This is a genomic window from Kosakonia sp. N21 (assembly GCF_050587465.1).
In the GTDB taxonomy this organism is placed as follows: Bacteria; Pseudomonadota; Gammaproteobacteria; order Enterobacterales; family Enterobacteriaceae.
On record NZ_JBOBHR010000012.1, the window covers coordinates 64227 to 81927 of the forward strand.

Sequence of the window (17701 nt, forward strand, 5' to 3'; positions counted from 1 at the left end):
TTAGCGAATCACCGACCGCGCTTAAGTAGCCTTGCCGTGTACCAACAACGGCGAGGCAGGCATGACCATCACCACCGACACGACACTTTTAAATGACCCGCGACGACAGGCGGCGCTGTTGTACTGGCAGGGGTTTTCCGTGCCGCAAATCGCGGAAATGTTGCAGACCAAACGCCCCACGGTTCAGAGCTGGAAACAGCGCGACGGCTGGGACGACACCGCGCCCTTAAACCGCGTCGAAAATACGTTAGAGGCGCGGCTCATCCAGCTTTACGCCAAGCCGGACATGACCGCGCACGACTTCAAAGTCGCTGATTTTCTGGCACGCCAGATGGAACGCTTTGCCCGCATTAACCGCTATGGCCAGACGGGCAATGAGGCGGATCTCAATCCGAACGTGGCCAACCGCAACAAAGGGGATCGCAAAAAGCCGAAAAAGAATTTTTTCAGCGAGGAAGCCGTCGAAAAGCTGGAGGAAATTTTCTTAGACCAGTCCTTCGGGTATCAACTCGGCTGGCATAAGGCCGGGCTTGAGCACCGCATCAGGCACATTCTCAAATCCCGCCAGATTGGCGCAACGTTTTATTTCGCCCGCGAGGCGCTGTTACGCGCCCTGAAAACCGGCCATAACCAGATATTTTTATCGGCGTCCAAAACACAGGCGTATGTGTTCCGAAAATACATCATCGCCTTTGCGCGCCTGGTCGATGTCGACCTGACCGGCGACCCGATTGTCATCGGCAATAACGGCGCGGAGCTGTTATTTCTCGGCACCAACAGCAACACCGCGCAGAGCCATAACGGTGACCTGTATGTCGACGAAATTTTTTGGATCCCCAACTTTCAGAAACTGCGCAAAGTGGCGTCGGGCATGGCCTCACAAAAACACCTGCGCACGACCTATTTTTCGACCCCTTCCTCGCTCGGGCATGGTGCCTATCCGTTCTGGTCGGGCGACCTGTTTAACCGTGGGCGCGCCAGCGCCAGCGAGCGGGTTGATATTGATATCAGTCACGCCGCGTTAGCGCGCGGTGTGGCCTGCGCTGACGGGCAGTGGCGGCAGATTGTCACCATTGAGGACGCGCTCGCCGGGGGCTGTACCCTGTTTGACCTGGACGCGCTGCGGCAGGAAAACAGCGCCGACGACTTCCGCAACCTGTTTATGTGCGAGTTTGTCGACGACAAAGCGTCGGTGTTTCCGTTTGAAGAACTGCAGCGATGCATGGTCGACACTATGGAAGAGTGGGAGGACTTCGCCCCGTTCGCCGACCGGCCATTTGGTCACCGCGTGGTGTGGATTGGCTACGACCCGTCACACCGTGGCGACAGCGCGGGGTGTGTGGTTATCGCGCCGCCGGTGGTTGCCGGGGGCAAGTTCCGCATACTGGAGCGCCACCAGTGGAAAGGAATGGACTTTGCCACACAGGCGGAGTCTATCCGCGCACTCACGCAAAAATACAACGTGGAATACATCGGCATCGACTCGACCGGGCTCGGTCAGGGCGTGTTCCAGCTTGTGCGATCGTTCTATCCCGCCGCCCGCGATATCCGCTACACCCCGGAAATGAAAACCGCAATGGTGCTCAAGGCCAAAGACACCATCACGCGCGGTTGCCTGGAATACGACGTGAGCGCGACCGACATCACGCAGTCGTTTATGTCCATCCGTAAAACCATGACCAGCAGCGGGCGCAGCGCCACCTATGAGGCCAGCCGCACCGAAGAAGCCAGCCATGCGGATCTCGCCTGGGCAACCATGCACGTACTGATTAACGAACCGCTGGCCGCCGCCACCGGCCAGCAATCCTCTTCCATTCTGGATTTTAACTGATGAGCAAAAACAAAAAACGAAAATTGACCCAGGCGGCACGCCAGCAGACCGCCGCACCGGCGCAGAGTATGGAGGCATTTACCTTCGGCGAGCCGGTGCCGGTACTCGATAAACGCGAAATCCTGGATTATGTGGAGTGCATCGACAACGGTCAGTGGTACGAGCCGCCGCTCAGTTTTTCCGGCCTGGCGAAAAGCATGCGCGCCGCCGTTCACCACAGCTCGCCGATGTACGTTAAGCGCAATATTCTGGTATCGACATTTATCCCGCATGCCCGCCTGTCACGGCAGGATTTCAGCCGGTTCGCCCTGGATTACATCGTTTTCGGCAACGCGTTTATTGAGACGCGGTTAAGCCTGTCCGGCAGACCGGTCAAATATGAAACCTCACCGGCGAAATACACCCGGCGCGGCGTGGAGGACGACACCTACTGGTTTATTCAGAACTTCACGCAGCCGCACCAGTTTGCGCCCGGGTCGGTTTTCCACCTGCTGGAGCCGGACATCAACCAGGAGCTTTACGGGATGCCGGAATATCTCAGCGCGCTTAATTCGGCCTGGCTGAATGAGTCGGCAACGCTGTTTCGCCGCAAGTATTACCAGAACGGGGCGCACGCGGGTTACATCATGTACGTGACCGACGCGGCGCAGAGCAGCACGGATGTTGAAGCGCTGCGCAAGGCGATGCGCGACTCGAAAGGGCTCGGTAATTTTAAGAACCTGTTTTTTTACGCGCCGAACGGAAAAGCCGACGGCATTAAGATCGTGCCGCTGTCGGAAGTCGCCACCAAAGACGACTTTTTTAACATCAAAAAAGTCAGCGCCGGTGATCTGCTCGACGCGCACCGCGTGCCGTTCCAGTTGATGGGAGCCAAGCCCGAGACGGCGGGCTCTATTGGCGACGTTGAGAAGGTGGCAAAGGTGTTTGTGCGTAATGAGCTGAAGCCTTTGCAGTCGCGATTTCTGGAGCTCAACGAGTGGGCGGGCGACGAGATCATCCGGTTTGAAAAATACAGCCTTGAGGACGACAACGCGTAAACCATCACAGCCGCCTGCGGGCGGCTTTTTCATGCCCCCGCCCTGACAGTCTCAGAGACGCCACACGCCGCGCAACATTCCCGACACGCTCACACATGCCTTACGCCGTGACAACGCGACAGCGGCGCGCTCAGGCGCGAAAAAAATAAATAAATACCCGCCCCAGCGCGCAATGCTTTCCCCGCCACGCCTGCCCGCTTTACGGGTCGGTTTTAATGCAGTTGCATTTAGCACACAAAACCAAGCCAGCTCTGGCACTGAGCTCCTAAATCAGAACGGTATATCACATGCAAGCTCATGCAGCCTAACATGCATGTGAATTATTACTATATTATCGAGTTATATAATGCATTTTTTGTCAGTCAAAAATCTTTTCGAAATGTGGTAGTAGCGGATAGGCACACAGATAAAAAATCAGAATGCAAGCATAAGTTGTTGTTTCTGCGAAGCAGTATCCTGCATACAAATTGCCATGTGCTAATTTATGCCTTAATACTGGGCCGCCTTTTCTATTAAAAACAAGATCGATAGTTAAGGCCAGGTCTTTGGAAAAGATACTTTCAATGTCATCCCTGCATTTATCAAGCAAAATTGAAATGCTAGTTGATTCTTCTAACTCCTTATCCAAGTATCGAGTAGCATCTTTTCCACTAAGCTCATAGTAATGACGGAGCATTCCTTCCATTTGCGGAATTAAGATATAGCTAGCACCAATGTAATCACCTTGCCAAAGTCTATAAAATCCTAGATTAAAGACCTCTTTAAATTCTGGCTTAATAATAGGGCTATATGCAACCAATTTACTAAATGTTGATAACGTTAAATTATGCTCTTGAGAAAGTATGTACCGTGCAGGTTCAAAGACACCGTTAACAAAAATTTGATGACCAATTTCAAAAGTTCTCAAGTATTGATCTATAACTGCCTCATCATTTATGCCCTCTTTAATATTTAAGGGAAGGGCTTTGTGTACCTTACGCCCCGCCTCGTCATGCACTTCTACTCCAAAGAAACTTGAAAAAACATTTCTCTTGACTGATTCGTTAACCTCATCTCTCATATTTTCAATATTTTCAATAGGGGTTTCAGCTATCACCGCCTTGAAAATATCTGCTAAGCTACGATCTCTAAGACTTTTTTCTGTACCATCAACTAACTCACTAATATCAATAGGATGGCTAACCGTAACATATTCGCTCCTTACTTCTTCTCTTAAATCAGTAAGTTGTTTTTTTAAACCATCAATCAATTGGGCATCGCCACCATACTGCCTTAATTCTGAAATTGCAGTTCTTAGCCATGCAACCCTTCCCATTTTATCAGCCCGACCGTTAGCCACGTTAATATTAATACTTGCTGAACATAATCGACACCTTTTGGCGCTATCCGGTTGACCATTTTTTTCATAAATACGTGCACTAGTCATATATAGTGCTTTGACAGCATCATAATATTTTTTTTCGCGATGCGCTTCAGCCATTGCTTCTGCATTTTTAGCGTATTGTAACCTATCACCTTTAGGGTAATACTCTGCCATAATCAATGTTAAGTAATTGAAACCTTCAAATATTAGTTTCTCATTTTGAGTGTTATAAAGAAAATGAATTGCTTGTGTAATATTTTCATTACCACCTGATTTTCTTGAATAAACCCTAGAGTTGATAAACAACCCCCTTGCTATGTACTCTCGGATAAATAAAAAAACATTTAAATCATCCTGTGTTATGTTACTGTTATTTAGAATTAACATATCAGCAGTTTTATTTATCATCATTGCATATGCGTCTATCGCTTTAACTGCAATATCTCTATTTCTTTTATTATTACACCAAATGACATCACATATCCTTGAAAGCAAAAAAGGATTGCTTATCTTTTTTGATATATTTAAAAGGCATTCATTAAATCTATCATTAAAATCCTCAGGCAATATTGACCGTTCATTTCCAAATATGCTTCGAGGTTCAAAAACAGATGAATCACCAATAATCTCTAAATTAAAATCATATAATACAGACAACAATGATGCTAATTTATGTTCATTGGGGTTCAATTCAGGGGAAACTATCTCAGCCAGATTTTTTTTCATTTCATGCTTATGAAAAGTGATAGGCACATCTAAAAATACAGTATAATCAATCAAATCCAACTCTTCCTGAGTAAGGATAAAAGCATTATTTATCATTTTCACCCTCCGCAATATACTCATTGTATACGTACACAATTAACACGATCTTGACCATTCTTCGCTAGCTTAGTAAAAAATCATTCCACCAGAATATACATTCTGTCAAATGATAACTTAGTCTTAACCATACTGTTGTTCATGAAATTTTCGGATAGTAAACACCCATATATTAAATATAATTTCCGCAGTGTTTATTATCATGTTTTTGACTATTTAATATATTCTATCATCGACCAATCTGGATGCCCCAGCCATCCCTCTGCAACCGGATATGAAAAATTTTTCCCGTCGTATGTCACCGTCGCCCCTCGCGCCAGTACATCCACCTCCCATAGTTCCGGCGCTATGCCATGCTGTGCGAGGTCAAACCTGATGCGTGGAATTTGGTGACGCTGCGATTTGGTCAAACGTCGTGATGGTGCTAGTTCATCCTGTTTTAACTGTGAGCCATGCATTTGCTGCCTGTTCTGAGGTTTAACCCCTAGCTTTAGAGCTTTCCTGAACACTGTCACGACTTCGGGGTCATCCCATGCGATAACCCCGTCATCAACAAGATTTAGCACCGCTGCGGCATGCTCAGACGGTGTAGGAGTCATAACCGGAACGTCACCGCCGGTGAGCTTTCCACAGTTATTGACAGGACTCCGAGGCGCGGCGATGCCGCTTTTTAAAGTCAAAGGCTCAACGGCTAAAAGCTTTGGAACAATGCGCCAATCCGATGATCGGGTAACGTGGACATGACGCGCTCCGAGGTGCGGTGCGTAAATTCCGACCACACGCTCAATATCTTCCTCGTATGCGTTGACCTCATCAGTCACGTTTCGGGCTACGCGCACAGTCTGACTATCTCGCGGGATATTTGCCCCACCCTGTGCGGCGATATACAAATCAAAATCACCATTATCAGCCGCCGCGCGAACCGCTTCGACACGCTCATCAAATTCATCAGCAACGCTAACACCGCGAGGTAATTTTCGCAGCTCACGATATGCGCCCATTGTCGGCAAGCCAATCGGTTTAAACTGAGGAATTCGCCACGTTGACGCCCATGCGGTAACAGCCGAGGCCGTATCTTTTAACGGCTTTCCGGTATCATTATCGAGCTCGCCATCAAGTGCGTAACCGTCGATATTTTTTGCGATATATTTCGCTATGTACCCAGCCGCACCGCCTTTATTCAGATGTTTAGCCTGAAAGCGATTACGTTTCGCCCCTGGCTCGTCTCCATCTTCTTTGAGGGCATAACGCCGCATAATTTCGGTGATGTCCTGGCGCTGGTGACGCTTACAAAAAAGCATCATATGCCAGTGTGGCGTGCCATCGTGATGCGGCTCGACGACACGCATACCATAAACCTGTAAATCGTTATCTTTGAAAGCGGTGCGCATCAGGCTCCAGATACGGCATAGATAACGCTGGCCATCCTTCGGGGTATAGGCCTCATCGTTCCAGCCGTGATTAAGCTGCACGGTCTTATCTTGACCCTTGCCGACCTGACGCGTCGGGTGATATTTCGACGGCGCGGTCAATGTGATAAACATCCCCACATCACCCTCGCCAGCGGCGTAACGCTCAATTCCTGCGATGGTATTCATAAGCTCCATGCGTCGTATCTCCGGGTTAGAAATACTCCCCATGACTTTGCTAATGAGATCAATACGCTCACCCGTCACCTTATTTTCCAGATCACAAGATTTGAGGTATTCAAGATTAGCCAGGCGGCGTGCATGCACATCGCGAATTGCGCTTTTGCTGGCATACGGCGAGCGGTCTTTATTAACCTCACCGGCAGCAATTAAAAGAGCTTCATGCCAGCGCATACGTTGCGCTTTGAGTTGATTAATCCACCATTCATCGTTAATCAGCCGAGCCACAGCGGAAAAGGCCTGGCGGATTGTTATCTGCCCTTTTCGATACTTCTTCCAGAAAAGCGGAGTGATATTGAAAGCACGAGCAGCACCAACGACATGACCGTAAAGATGAGACTGCGCCTCATCGGTAAAAAGCGATTCTTTACCGCCGTGCGCCTCCGCCCATGCATCGCTTAGCTCTTCGTACATAACGAAAAACTGCGAGGCGATACGCGCCGCGAATTTTTTCAGTTCCTTATCGTTCATCCCCGGCAAACGCGCATAATTTTCGCTTTCCGCCAGAAACAGCAACGACGCCTGAGTATTCATTTCGTTGCGCTGATTTACTCGCTCTATGCGCGGCCATAAACGGAGTAAAAATGTCGACTTGAGAAAATAGAGCCCGTGAACCGGGCTTTTGTTACGCCTGATGTACTCATAACGCGATGTGAAGAGGGAACTTAAAAAGTAAGGTAGGCGGTCAATCTTGGACAAAACACCTTGCACCTGACGCAGCTCGTCACGTGTAAGGGGTCTATCGCGCCCAATAGCATCTCGCGGCGCGTTCCATGAATAGGCACCGGAAAATTCTTTACCGGTGCCTTTTGCAAATGGTGGCGGCGGTGTAGGGGCGTAACGCCCCCGAACTTCAACGCCCATTTGAGCCGAAAGCCGTTAAGCATTGCTGGCTGAGCCGCTCAACCTGCGTGCTTAGTGCCTCAAATGAGGTGGCGTCGCCAGTGAAAAGATCGTGATACACCAATCCGGATACGAGCTGGTTTAATTTGGGGTAATAGCCGACAACATCGAGCCACTCCTTACCCGCATTCTTACCTGTTTCAGCGGTCTTTTTTTCCTGCAAAATGAACTGAAAGCGATCACTGGTGACAACATAGCGTTCGCCAATCTCGATACGAATGCTCATACGTGCCCCCGATAGTGTTTTGCTTTCGCCTCGAGTGCTGACTGACAGTAAACACAGCGAGTAGCAGACGGATAAACAGCACGGCGATCAGCAGGAATCGGAGCTTCACACTCTTCACAAACAAACGCAGCAGCGCCGCAGGGTTTTACCCGCGCGGCGTTAACCTGGCGGGTCAGTGACTCGGTCTGCCGTTCTTGAACGAGATCCATATAATCTGGCATTGGTTATCCTCTAATTCTGCTTAGTGTTTTAAATTCACTTACGCAGTGCGTAATGAGCTCGGTAGTTAATTCTGTAACTTCATCCAACGAGGAGATTTGCTTATGAAAAATCGCACGCTTAACGAGTAGATTTATTACGTCCGAAAACAGTTTTAATTCACAGGAATAAATAGCGATGACTGATTCAACCTTCGCACCGGTTTCCCTGTCGCGTTTAATATCAGCAAGCGAAAACTCGTTATTTTTCAGAAGCGTGATTTTCAACCAGTTATTTAGTAATACGGTGTGTACGAGTGACATTAAAGGCACTCCTCGCGAGACAAGCCGATATTATGAAACTTGATTGACTCCTGACTGAGTAACTCGACAATCTCTAAACGAGATAACTCAGCACTTGTTATGTGGCGTATTAAGGCGTCAAGATGAGAAGAAAAGCGTGTAGCCGCGTCGGTCTGTGCTTCCGTTTTGGCCTGCTGTAGCATTAATGAGAATTTACCGCACTGCGTTCCTGTTACTGTATGCATGACTTTCTCCAGATAAAAAGAAGCCCCGCACAATTAAGTGCGTTAAAAATTAACGGTAATTATTTAATGTAGATATTGTTCAGGCTTAACCGAGGTTAATATTGTCGGTGCATGCTCAAAAAGGCCGAATAACTCCCGCAACGCTCGAAATAATTTATCGCGCCAATAACAGGAATCGTCATTAATGCGCCAGTAAGGCTGGTTAAATTCATTTTCTGTTAAACCAGCATGCATAAATAAAGTTCTTCGCTGGCTTATTGTTAACCTGCCAATGTAAGCTGTTTGGCTGATACCAACCTGACGGAATCGGGAAAACGCTGCGCGTAATTCGTCAATTGCACAGATCAGGCGCTCGCGATCGACGTCGTTCATTTCTTCAAAACGCATGGTCGCATGGCGCTGTTTCAACTGCGCATGAAAACAAACGGTTAAGCGCTCACGCTCCATCATCTGATTATAAAAATCGCAAGAATCTTGCCAGCGAGGAGCGGCCAGGTATTTGCTGACCAAGCTGCGCAAACCGGCTGGCTGACCGGACACAATACCGAGAGTCATCACAGACATTTCCAGAACCTCCGGGATTTCAGAAAAGTAAAAACAGCGCTTAGAGTGCTCGGTTTTTTGGTGCGGATGATGATGCCTTTGCGTCCCTTGCCGTGGGTGATAGTGAAATCTATCGCCCTTGAGCTTTCGTTACGCAATAGCTGAGCAATGCAACGAGGCTCATTCATGATCAAAGCCCCATCCACAACAGCCACGCGTCACGCTGCTCAACTGGTCTGTTGTAAAACGCTTCACGTACGCCGCGATTGAACTCAGGAATGAAAACCAGCTTATCGCCTGCGCGGGCATTCGGTTTAGATGGATCGCGAAACTCAACAACAGGCAACTTGTTCGCTTTCAGCATTTCAATGACTGCACTGCGTGGCTTTCCGAGTAATTCGGCGAACTTATCAGGATGTACCGCTTCAATTGGGTACTGGATCAAATAGTTATTTGCGTCCATAAAACACACCTCTCGTGCTAATCTTGTCGGATCCAGCCCCTTCAAAACCGCTCAGGAACGTTCCTGACGGGCTGGACTCACGCCCAAAATGGTACACATATAGGTTCCATTTGCGGAAAATTTAGGACACATATAGGTTCCATGTCAAATGAAATTAAGCGCGAAGGTAAAAGCCTTACGAGAAGCAGAGGGGTTAAGTCAGGCTAAGTTTTGCAAAATCATCGACTTGCCCCTTAGCACGTTGAAAAAGTATGAAACAGGTAATTTCGAGCCAGGAGGTAACGCTCTGCTCAAAATTACGACACACCCACAATTTCAGAAATATGCCCTTTGGTTAATGACTGACAAAACTGCCCCACAAGCTGGTCAAATCGCACCGGCTATCGCACACAATGGGCAAGAGCCAACAGAATCAAACCACTCAGAGAAACGGACTGGTTAACACTATATAAACATTACATTTTCACCATTTGTTACCAAGATGGTGAATCCTGCGCCGGAGGGCTTTCTTATGGCAATTAAGAAGCTCGATGATGGTCGCTATGAAGTGGACATTAGACCGCGCGGGCGCGAAGGACGTCGCATTCGCCGGAAGTTTGAAAGAAAGGCTGAAGCTATCGCATTTGAGCGTTACACGCTGGCGAACGCCCCCCAAAAGGAATGGGCTGGCCGACGGACTGACCGACGCACTCTAACCGAGTTGTTAGATGCATGGTGGCAATACCACGGGCAGAACCACGAACACGGAAAAAAAGAGCGAGGGCATTTGCTCAAAACCATCAATGGGCTGGGAGATCTGCCAGTCAGCAGATTAAGCAAGAAATGCCTGATGGATTACCGCTCAATGCGTTTACGGGAAGGTATCAGCGCAGCAACAATAAATCGTGATATGTACCGTCTATCGGGCATGTTTACGAAGCTGATCCAGTTAGAGGAGTTTGCCGGGCAACATCCCGTGCATGGTTTGCCTCCACTGGCAGAAGCCAACCCGGAAATGACGTTTCTGGATAAGTCAGAAATTGAAAAGCTGTTAGGAGTATTGAGCGGAGATGCTTTGCTCGTTGCCCTCGTCTGCCTTAGCACTGGCGGAAGATGGACAGAGGTAGCCACACTAAAACCGGCGCAAATAGCCAGTTGCAGGGTTACTTTTTTGAAAACGAAAAACGGCAAAAAGCGAACCGTGCCTATCTCAGCGCAGCTTGAAACGAAAGTGAAAGAGGAAGCCAGCGGGAAGCTGTTCAGAGTTGATTATGAAAAATTTTGCGGGGTATTGCGCAACGTGAAACCTGACATTCCACCCAATCAGGCAACACATATTCTGCGCCACACTTTCGCAAGCCATTTCATGATGAACGGGGGAAATATTATTGCCCTGCAACAGATTCTCGGGCATGCAAGCATTCAGCAGACAATGGCCTATGCGCACCTTGCACCTGACTACCTGCAAAATGCTGTCGCGTTGAACCCTCTTAACGGAGGAGTGACGGTATAAATTATCTCTCTGAGTGTCCACATTGTGTCCACACTCAGAGGGTTTTGAAACCGTTCCAGACCGTTACAGCTTTTTCTAAGTGGCTGTTATTCTTAGACTCAGGTGTAAGTGATTGATAAAAAAAACCCCTCCATCATGGAGGGGAAGACAGGGATGGTGTCTATGGCAAGGAAAACAGGGTTTGTTACTGGTAATACCGGGTACTGCTACTACTCAATACTGTCGACGGGGAACTTTGCTGCATCTGCGCTACATCGCGCAGTTGTTCCATCCGTTGCTGATGCTTCTGGTTTAAAACCGCTTGCTGCTCCGGCGTGAGCAGGTGGTACATCTGGTTGCGGACCTTTGCCATTTCAACCTGACGGGCTACCTGTTCCTGCGCCATTTTTTCCGCCTGGGCGCGCACAGCGTTTTCATCAAATTTTTCTGCGGTGACAAGGCTGTGCATTGTCTCCATTTCGCTAACATTAACTGGAGGCTGATCGTGCCGCGCCTGTCTCATCAGATCCCGCATCTGCTGACGCTGATGTTCGGTCAAATTAATACCGTCGAACATATGGCTCTGAACACTGCGCTGCGCGAATCCTTCGGTAGGATGCCAGTTATCGCCTGTTACGACTCCAGCCGCCTGGCTAACTGCACTTAACGCCAGCGTTGAGGCCATGACGGCAGCGGTAACTTTGCGCATCATTTACTCCAGTAATATTTCCGTATCGCGTATCAACGAGAATCAGTCTACGATTCAGGCTGCAAACATGCGTCAGGGGGTGTAAAACAACGTAAAGTCATGGATTAGCGACTCTTGATGACGTAATTTCTGCCTCGGAGGTATTTAAACAATGAATAAAATTCTTTTAGTAGATGATGACCGAGAGCTTACATCCCTGTTAAAAGAGCTACTCGACATGGAAGGTTTTAATGTGCTCGTTGCTCACGATGGGGAACAGGCGCTTGACCTCCTCGATGACAGTATTGATTTGCTTTTGCTCGACGTAATGATGCCGAAGAAAAACGGTATCGATACCCTTAAAGAGCTACGTCAGACACACCAGACGCCGGTGATTATGTTGACTGCACGCGGCAGCGAGCTTGATCGCGTTCTCGGCCTGGAGCTGGGCGCGGATGACTATCTGCCAAAACCGTTTAACGATCGCGAGCTGGTCGCGCGTATCCGGGCGATTTTGCGCCGCTCCCACTGGAGTGAACAGCAGCAAAACAGCGATAACGGTTCGCCTACGCTTGAAGTGGATGCACTGAGCCTGAACCCGGGCCGCCAGGAAGCCAGCTTTGATGGTCACGCCCTGGAACTAACAGGGACTGAATTCACGTTGCTCTACCTGCTGGCGCAGCATCTCGGCCAGGTGGTTTCCCGTGAACATCTTAGTCAGGAAGTGCTCGGCAAACGCTTAACGCCGTTTGATCGCGCCATCGACATGCACATTTCCAATTTGCGCCGCAAATTGCCGGATCGCAAAGATGGGCATCCGTGGTTTAAAACTCTGCGCGGGCGCGGTTATCTGATGGTTTCCGCTTCATGATAGGCAGCCTGACCGCCCGCATCTTCGCCATTTTCTGGTTAACGCTGGCACTGGTGTTGATGCTGGTCTTGATGGTGCCAAAGCTGGACTCCCGTCAAATGACGGAGCTGCTGGACAGCGAACAACGTCAGGGCGTGATGATTGAACAGCATGTCGAAGCGGAACTGGCTAATGACCCGCCGAACGACCTGATGTGGTGGCGCAGGCTTTTCCGCGCTATCGACAAATGGGCGCCGCCGGGTCAGCGCTTGTTGCTGGTCACCAGCGAAGGGCGCGTTATCGGCGCCGAACGCAACGAAATGCAGATAATCCGTAACTTTATCGGCCAGGCGGATAACTCTGATCATCCGCAGAAGAAAAAGTATGGTCGGGTCGAAATGGTCGGGCCGTTCTCCGTACGTGACGGGGAAGACAACTACCAACTCTACCTGATACGCCCCGCCGGCAGTTCACAGTCTGACTTTATCAACCTGCTGTTTGACCGCCCGTTGTTATTGCTGATCGTCACGATGCTGATCAGCTCACCGCTGCTGCTATGGCTGGCGTGGAGCCTGGCGAAACCCGCGCGTAAGCTGAAAAACGCGGCGGATGAAGTCGCACAGGGCAACTTACGACAGCACCCAGAACTGGAAGCCGGGCCGCAGGAATTCCTTGCCGCCGGGGCCAGTTTTAACCAGATGGTGACAGCACTGGAACGGATGATGACGGCGCAACAGCGTCTGTTGTCTGATATCTCGCATGAGTTACGCACACCGCTCACACGTTTACAGTTGGGCACCGCGCTTTTGCGCCGCCGCAGCGGTGAAAGCAAAGAGCTGGAGCGCATCGAAACCGAGGCGCAGCGGCTGGATGGCATGATCAACGACCTGCTGGTAATGTCGCGGAATCAACAGAAAAACGCGCTGGTGAGCGAAACGGTCAAAGCCAACCAGATGTGGAAAGAGGTACTGGATAACGCCGCTTTCGAAGCAGAACAGATGGGTAAATCCCTGACGGTCAGCTTCCCGCCCGGTCCGTGGCCGTTGTATGGCAACCCGAACGCGCTGGAAAGTGCGCTGGAAAACATCGTGCGTAATGCGCTGCGCTACTCGCACAGCAAAATCGAAGTGAGTTTTGCCGTCGATAAAGACGGCATCACCATTAACGTCGATGACGACGGCCCTGGCGTCAGCCCGGAGGATCGGGAGCAGATTTTCCGCCCGTTCTACCGTACCGACGAAGCCCGGGACCGGGAATCCGGTGGTACAGGTCTGGGGCTGGCGATTGTGGAAACGGCTATCCAGCAGCATCGCGGCTGGGTCAAAGCCGACGATAGTCCGCTGGGCGGTTTACGCTTAACGCTCTGGCTACCGTTGTACAAACGCGCTTAGCCATACGCCCTCTCCGTCAAGGAGGGGGCGCTACCTTGCTATTTTCCCCACAGTCGCCGGGAATTATCTTCAATTTTGCCGTGAATACGCCGATTCTGCATCGTACGCGTCCAGCTTGCCGATAGCCCCGCCGCCGACAGTAAACGGTGATATTGCGCATCATCAAACGGCTGATACCAGGCGATGGCCGCAGCATCATATACGCTGACGTCGCTCAACCGGGATGCCAGCTCCAGCGGTGCATCTGTGGATACCCTTCCCGCTGCAATCACCCGATAGAGCCAGCCAACTTTGCCACTTGCCTGCATCTGCGCGCCCATATCGCTAATAGCGAAATGGAAATTGAGTTTAAAACAGGGAGAGCGCGGTTGCGTCACCTGGATGAGTGCATCACCCCAACGAAAAATATCGCCGATAAATACCGTTTGCTCAGTCAGCCCCGTGGTGGAAAGGTTTTCGCCAAACGCCGGGGCGCAAAACAACGATGCCTGCTCAGGGAAACGCGCAGCCCACCACGCATAATGCTCGCGCGGATAGTGGCACAGCGCGCGATCCGCACCACCGTGGTAACTCTGTTCAGCCTGCTCATCTCCTGCAAGCCCGGTGTCGGTAAGCATCAGTTCACCTTCAACCTGCAATTTGGCGATGGCGCTGGGCCGACTCCCTGCATAATCCCTGACTTTGCCAATAAAGACGTCAACCGGATGGCGCATATTCACTCCCTGGATAGTGTTGAATCACGCCACTATTAGACCACATTTTTTGTGCAGTAAACGTGCAGAAATGCGACCCCGGTTGCCATGCTGCCCTCACAGACGTGCTATCACTTAATCTGATATTTGAAACGCTATTTCATTCAATAAGGAGACCGTGCTGTGACCCACGAACCCCCATTCTCCGGCGTCTGGTGCCCTTCCATCACCCCCATGGACGGCGAAGGACGAGTCGATCTTAACGGACTGAGCAAACATATTGCCCGTCTTAGCGCGGCGAAAATTGATGTCATTTTGCTGATGGGCAGCATCGGTGAATTCGCCTCTCTCTCGATGGACGAGCGGCTATTATTGATCCGCAAAGCGCGGGCGATGTCTCCCGGCACGATGGTCGCCAACGTCTCGTCGACCTGCTTCAACGATATCCTGAGTATGGCCGATGAAGCCTGGCGCACCGGCTACGAAGCCGTTATGGTGCTGCCCCCTTACTATTACGGTCAAACGCCAGCGCAATTGTTAAGTTACTTCCGGGCGCTGGGTAAGGCGATTAGCGGTAAGTGGTTTGCATATAACTTTCCGGCGCGCACCGGCTGCGATCTGACAGCCGACCTGGTGGCAACCCTGGCGGCGGAATTCCCGGATTTTGCCGGTATTAAAGACACGGTGGATTGCCAGTCGCATACGCGTAATATCATTCTCGCGACGCAGAAAGTACGCGACGATTTCGCCGTGCTGTCCGGGTATGACGAATATTATATTCCCAACCTGCTGGCGGGCGGCGCCGGGGTGATTTCCGGGCTGAACAACGTTATGCCGGAGCTGTTTGTCAAAGCCCGCGAAGCCTGGCGACAGGGCGATTTACCAACGTTACAGGACGCACAGCGCGAGATAGGCAAATTTATGGCGATTTACGCCATCGGCGATGATTTTGTTACCACCATTAAGACCGTGGTGTCACGCAAGTTTGGCTACTGCACGCCGATTGCGCGCAACCCTGGCGGCGCACTGAATGAGGAGCAGCGCCACCAGGTTGATAGCCTCTTCGGTATTCAATAACGACACAGGCCGGATAAGCGTCGCGCTATCCGGCCTGCCGTTATTTCACTGCATTACGTATCGCGATTTCCGCGGTTGCCCCTTTCACTTTCCGTGACCAGATTGAGGTTAAAATTGGCACCAGAATCGAGGTGACGATCACCGAGGTCGCCACCAGCGCGGTAGCCGCTGGCGCCATCGCTTTAAAATCCGGCACCATTTCGGCAATCAGCACCGGCGTGGCTACCGCCGCGCCCGCAGAACTGGAGGCCGCCAGCCCGGCGGTTCCATCCCCGCCACCAAGCAGTTTATCGGCGAGAATCAGCGGAATGCCGGTGATCACAATCACTGCCAGACCTAACAAAATGCCCAACAGCCCGGTTTGTGCAATCACACTTAAATCGATGGTGTTACCCAATGCGAAAGCAAAGAACGGGATCAGCGTCTGCACCGCCTTGCTAAAGAATTCCCTCAGTTCCGGATCAAGGTTACCCAGTGCGAACCCCACCAGGAAGGGCAATACCGCGCCGACAAACACATGCGGCTCAAACGAGGCGATACCCGCAGTACCGAGAATAATCATCGTCATCAACGGGCCGGACTCCAGCGACATCAGCACAAACGCCCCGGCTTCCTCTTTCGTGCCGTATTGCTGCATGATCGACGCATAAAGCCCGCCGTTGGTCATATCCATCGAGGCCACCAGCGCCAGCGTCGACAGCCCGGCAAAAAATCCGACTTCAACACCGTGCGCCGGGATCACGCGCGACGCCACCGCCGCAACCACCCATGCCACGGCAATTTTGGTGACCACCAGCGTACCGGATTTCCGCAGCACCGTACCGGTCGCGCTCAGTTTGATCGACGCCCCCATGCAGAAAAACCACACCGCCAGAATCGGCACCGTACCGGTGATCATACCGTTGGTAAAAGAGCCAAAATATTTCCCCGCTCCCGGCGCAAAGGTGTGGCACAACGCACCGATGAACAAGGGAACCAGCATCATACCGCCCGGAATTCTCTCTATTGCACGTTTGATTTGCATATTCTCACCTGTCGTCAAAACCGTCTGATTTTGCTGCGCCGGGCAAAAAACACTCAGCGCCGATGAGGTGATGTTAGAACCCGTTTCCGGTGAGAAAAGTGATCAATCATGCATAACGAAACAATATTTCATTATTTTAGGATCATCGTTTTTATTGTCTGCACTCATGTAAAGCGACATAAAAAAACCCCCGTCGGCAGCGCCTGGCGGGGGTTTTGCCTCACCTTACGGTGAGTGACGAAACAGACTTATTTTTTCGCCGCGAAACGCGCAGCAGCTTCGTCCCAGTTCACCACGTTCCAGAACTCTTTGATGTAGTCCGGGCGGCGGTTCTGGAATTTCAGGTAGTAAGCGTGTTCCCACACATCCAGACCCACGATCGGGAAGCCAGAGGCGCCGGAAATCGCTTCACCCATCAGCGGGGAGTCCTGGTTTGCAGTAGAAACCACCGCCAGTTTGTCGCCTTTCAGCACCAGCCAGGCCCAGCCGGAACCAAAGCGGGTTGCTGCTGCTTTTTCGAATTCTGCTTTGAAATTATCTACGGAACCGAAATCACGCTCGATTGCCGCTTTCAGGTCACCCTGCAGAGTGGTGTCTTTTTTCAGACCTTTCCAGAACAGGCTATGGTTCGCGTGACCGCCTGCGTTGTTACGCAGAACGGTTTTTTTGTCCGCCGGCAGCTGGTCCAGTTTGGTGATCAGCTCTTCAGCAGACAGATTTGCGAACTCCGGCAGACTTTCCAGCGCTGCGTTTGCATTGTTCACATAAGTCTGATGATGTTTGGTGTGATGGATTTCCATCGTTTGTTTGTCGAAGTGCGGCTCAAGGGCATCATACGCGTACGGCAGAGCAGGCAATGTATAGCTCATAATCATCTCCATTAAAGGTGTAAGCGGCTACTGTGTTAACGCCGCGTAAGCAGTTGG

At 50.7% G+C, this 17701-nt stretch carries 19 protein-coding genes; 7 read left to right on the forward strand and 12 right to left on the reverse strand.

The window, feature by feature from the left end; genetic code table 11:
- The first annotated feature begins 61 nt into the window (after positions 1 to 61).
- Both ACQ3G7_RS22310 and ACQ3G7_RS22315 read left to right on the forward strand, forming a co-directional pair.
- Positions 62 to 1831 (forward strand): terminase ATPase subunit family protein, encoded by a 1770-nt coding sequence (locus ACQ3G7_RS22310; protein WP_430892221.1) that lies wholly within the window; start codon positions 62 to 64, stop codon positions 1829 to 1831.
- Positions 1831 to 2868, forward strand: coding sequence for a phage portal protein (locus ACQ3G7_RS22315; protein WP_430892223.1), 1038 nt, complete (start codon positions 1831 to 1833; stop codon positions 2866 to 2868). The genes ACQ3G7_RS22310 and ACQ3G7_RS22315 overlap by 1 nt, the downstream gene beginning before the upstream one ends.
- A gap of 358 nt (positions 2869 to 3226) precedes the next feature.
- Here the strand turns inward: ACQ3G7_RS22315 and ACQ3G7_RS22320 are convergent, their stop codons facing one another.
- The 8 genes from ACQ3G7_RS22320 to ACQ3G7_RS22355 form a co-directional block, all read right to left on the reverse strand.
- Complete coding sequence (locus ACQ3G7_RS22320) at positions 3227 to 5053, reverse strand: DUF7380 domain-containing protein (RefSeq protein ID WP_430892225.1); 1827 nt, start codon at positions 5051 to 5053, stop codon at positions 3227 to 3229.
- 212 nt (positions 5054 to 5265) lie between these two features.
- The gene (locus ACQ3G7_RS22325; protein ID WP_430892227.1) at positions 5266 to 7566 is read right to left on the reverse strand and encodes a replication endonuclease; all 2301 of its coding nucleotides are present in this window, start codon (positions 7564 to 7566) and stop codon (positions 5266 to 5268) included.
- Positions 7556 to 7831: a DUF5405 family protein gene (locus tag ACQ3G7_RS22330; protein ID WP_088237007.1), complete on the reverse strand. Its 276-nt coding sequence runs from the start codon at positions 7829 to 7831 to the stop codon at positions 7556 to 7558. The genes ACQ3G7_RS22325 and ACQ3G7_RS22330 overlap by 11 nt, the downstream gene beginning before the upstream one ends.
- Positions 7828 to 8052, reverse strand: coding sequence for a TraR/DksA C4-type zinc finger protein (locus ACQ3G7_RS22335; protein ID WP_430892229.1), 225 nt, complete (start codon positions 8050 to 8052; stop codon positions 7828 to 7830). Before ACQ3G7_RS22335 ends, ACQ3G7_RS22330 begins: the two co-directional genes overlap by 4 nt.
- Before the next feature lie 3 nt (positions 8053 to 8055).
- Entirely contained in the window at positions 8056 to 8352 is a 297-nt protein-coding gene (locus ACQ3G7_RS22340; RefSeq protein ID WP_430892231.1) for a DUF5405 family protein, read from the reverse strand.
- Positions 8352 to 8576, reverse strand: coding sequence for a DUF2732 family protein (locus ACQ3G7_RS22345; RefSeq protein WP_430892233.1), 225 nt, complete (start codon positions 8574 to 8576; stop codon positions 8352 to 8354). The genes ACQ3G7_RS22340 and ACQ3G7_RS22345 overlap by 1 nt, the downstream gene beginning before the upstream one ends.
- 63 nt (positions 8577 to 8639) lie before the next feature.
- Positions 8640 to 9140, reverse strand: a complete 501-nt coding sequence (repB, locus tag ACQ3G7_RS22350) for a phage replication protein B (RefSeq protein WP_035889130.1) — start codon at positions 9138 to 9140, stop codon at positions 8640 to 8642.
- 169 nt (positions 9141 to 9309) lie between these two features.
- Entirely contained in the window at positions 9310 to 9582 is a 273-nt protein-coding gene (locus ACQ3G7_RS22355) for a Cox family DNA-binding protein (RefSeq protein WP_088237003.1), read from the reverse strand.
- A gap of 148 nt (positions 9583 to 9730) precedes the next feature.
- Here ACQ3G7_RS22355 and ACQ3G7_RS22360 point away from each other — a divergent pair, with 148 nt between their 5' ends.
- Positions 9731 to 10024, forward strand: coding sequence for a helix-turn-helix domain-containing protein (locus ACQ3G7_RS22360; protein ID WP_430892236.1), 294 nt, complete (start codon positions 9731 to 9733; stop codon positions 10022 to 10024).
- A gap of 69 nt (positions 10025 to 10093) precedes the next feature.
- On the forward strand, positions 10094 to 11074 hold the full coding sequence (locus ACQ3G7_RS22365) for a phage integrase (RefSeq protein WP_430892238.1): 981 nt from the start codon (positions 10094 to 10096) through the stop codon (positions 11072 to 11074).
- A 184-nt stretch (positions 11075 to 11258) separates the two neighbouring features.
- Here ACQ3G7_RS22365 and cpxP read toward each other — a convergent pair whose 3' ends face one another.
- Complete coding sequence (cpxP, locus tag ACQ3G7_RS22370; protein WP_430892309.1) at positions 11259 to 11762, reverse strand: cell-envelope stress modulator CpxP; 504 nt, start codon at positions 11760 to 11762, stop codon at positions 11259 to 11261.
- Positions 11763 to 11913: 151 nt separating this feature from the next.
- On the opposite strand from cpxP, the gene cpxR reads away from it, so the two are divergent.
- Positions 11914 to 12612: an envelope stress response regulator transcription factor CpxR gene (cpxR, locus tag ACQ3G7_RS22375; RefSeq protein WP_263098598.1), complete on the forward strand. Its 699-nt coding sequence runs from the start codon at positions 11914 to 11916 to the stop codon at positions 12610 to 12612.
- Positions 12609 to 13982 (forward strand): envelope stress sensor histidine kinase CpxA, encoded by a 1374-nt coding sequence (cpxA, locus tag ACQ3G7_RS22380; RefSeq protein WP_263098599.1) that lies wholly within the window; start codon positions 12609 to 12611, stop codon positions 13980 to 13982. The genes cpxR and cpxA overlap by 4 nt, the downstream gene beginning before the upstream one ends.
- Positions 13983 to 14020: 38 nt before the next feature.
- Here the strand turns inward: cpxA and yiiM are convergent, their stop codons facing one another.
- Positions 14021 to 14695, reverse strand: a complete 675-nt coding sequence (yiiM, locus tag ACQ3G7_RS22385) for a 6-hydroxyaminopurine reductase (RefSeq protein WP_430892240.1) — start codon at positions 14693 to 14695, stop codon at positions 14021 to 14023.
- A 162-nt stretch (positions 14696 to 14857) separates the two neighbouring features.
- Between yiiM and ACQ3G7_RS22390 the strand changes: the two genes are divergently transcribed.
- The gene (locus tag ACQ3G7_RS22390; RefSeq protein ID WP_430892242.1) at positions 14858 to 15751 is read left to right on the forward strand and encodes a dihydrodipicolinate synthase family protein; all 894 of its coding nucleotides are present in this window, start codon (positions 14858 to 14860) and stop codon (positions 15749 to 15751) included.
- Positions 15752 to 15791: 40 nt separating this feature from the next.
- Here ACQ3G7_RS22390 and kdgT read toward each other — a convergent pair whose 3' ends face one another.
- Both kdgT and sodA read right to left on the reverse strand, forming a co-directional pair.
- Positions 15792 to 16775 (reverse strand): 2-keto-3-deoxygluconate transporter, encoded by a 984-nt coding sequence (kdgT, locus tag ACQ3G7_RS22395; protein ID WP_263098602.1) that lies wholly within the window; start codon positions 16773 to 16775, stop codon positions 15792 to 15794.
- 248 nt (positions 16776 to 17023) lie between these two features.
- Positions 17024 to 17644: a superoxide dismutase [Mn] gene (sodA, locus tag ACQ3G7_RS22400; protein ID WP_430892244.1), complete on the reverse strand. Its 621-nt coding sequence runs from the start codon at positions 17642 to 17644 to the stop codon at positions 17024 to 17026.
- Positions 17645 to 17701: the final 57 nt, after the last annotated feature.

Coding starts and splice junctions, on each gene's coding strand:
- ACQ3G7_RS22315 (WP_430892223.1), top strand. CDS start 1,831: ATGAGCAAAAACAAAAAACGAAAATTGACCCAGGCGGCACGCCAGCAG.
- cpxP (WP_430892309.1), bottom strand. CDS start 11,762: ATGCGCAAAGTTACCGCTGCCGTCATGGCCTCAACGCTGGCGTTAAGT.
- cpxA (WP_263098599.1), top strand. CDS start 12,609: ATGATAGGCAGCCTGACCGCCCGCATCTTCGCCATTTTCTGGTTAACG.
- repB (WP_035889130.1), bottom strand. CDS start 9,140: ATGTCTGTGATGACTCTCGGTATTGTGTCCGGTCAGCCAGCCGGTTTG.
- ACQ3G7_RS22310 (WP_430892221.1), top strand. CDS start 62: ATGACCATCACCACCGACACGACACTTTTAAATGACCCGCGACGACAG.
- ACQ3G7_RS22330 (WP_088237007.1), bottom strand. CDS start 7,831: ATGAGCATTCGTATCGAGATTGGCGAACGCTATGTTGTCACCAGTGAT.
- cpxR (WP_263098598.1), top strand. CDS start 11,914: ATGAATAAAATTCTTTTAGTAGATGATGACCGAGAGCTTACATCCCTG.
- ACQ3G7_RS22355 (WP_088237003.1), bottom strand. CDS start 9,582: ATGGACGCAAATAACTATTTGATCCAGTACCCAATTGAAGCGGTACAT.
- ACQ3G7_RS22335 (WP_430892229.1), bottom strand. CDS start 8,052: ATGCCAGATTATATGGATCTCGTTCAAGAACGGCAGACCGAGTCACTG.
- ACQ3G7_RS22345 (WP_430892233.1), bottom strand. CDS start 8,576: ATGCATACAGTAACAGGAACGCAGTGCGGTAAATTCTCATTAATGCTA.
- ACQ3G7_RS22360 (WP_430892236.1), top strand. CDS start 9,731: ATGAAATTAAGCGCGAAGGTAAAAGCCTTACGAGAAGCAGAGGGGTTA.
- kdgT (WP_263098602.1), bottom strand. CDS start 16,775: ATGCAAATCAAACGTGCAATAGAGAGAATTCCGGGCGGTATGATGCTG.
- sodA (WP_430892244.1), bottom strand. CDS start 17,644: ATGAGCTATACATTGCCTGCTCTGCCGTACGCGTATGATGCCCTTGAG.
- yiiM (WP_430892240.1), bottom strand. CDS start 14,695: ATGCGCCATCCGGTTGACGTCTTTATTGGCAAAGTCAGGGATTATGCA.
- ACQ3G7_RS22325 (WP_430892227.1), bottom strand. CDS start 7,566: ATGGGCGTTGAAGTTCGGGGGCGTTACGCCCCTACACCGCCGCCACCA.
- ACQ3G7_RS22320 (WP_430892225.1), bottom strand. CDS start 5,053: ATGATAAATAATGCTTTTATCCTTACTCAGGAAGAGTTGGATTTGATT.
- ACQ3G7_RS22340 (WP_430892231.1), bottom strand. CDS start 8,352: ATGTCACTCGTACACACCGTATTACTAAATAACTGGTTGAAAATCACG.
- ACQ3G7_RS22365 (WP_430892238.1), top strand. CDS start 10,094: ATGGCAATTAAGAAGCTCGATGATGGTCGCTATGAAGTGGACATTAGA.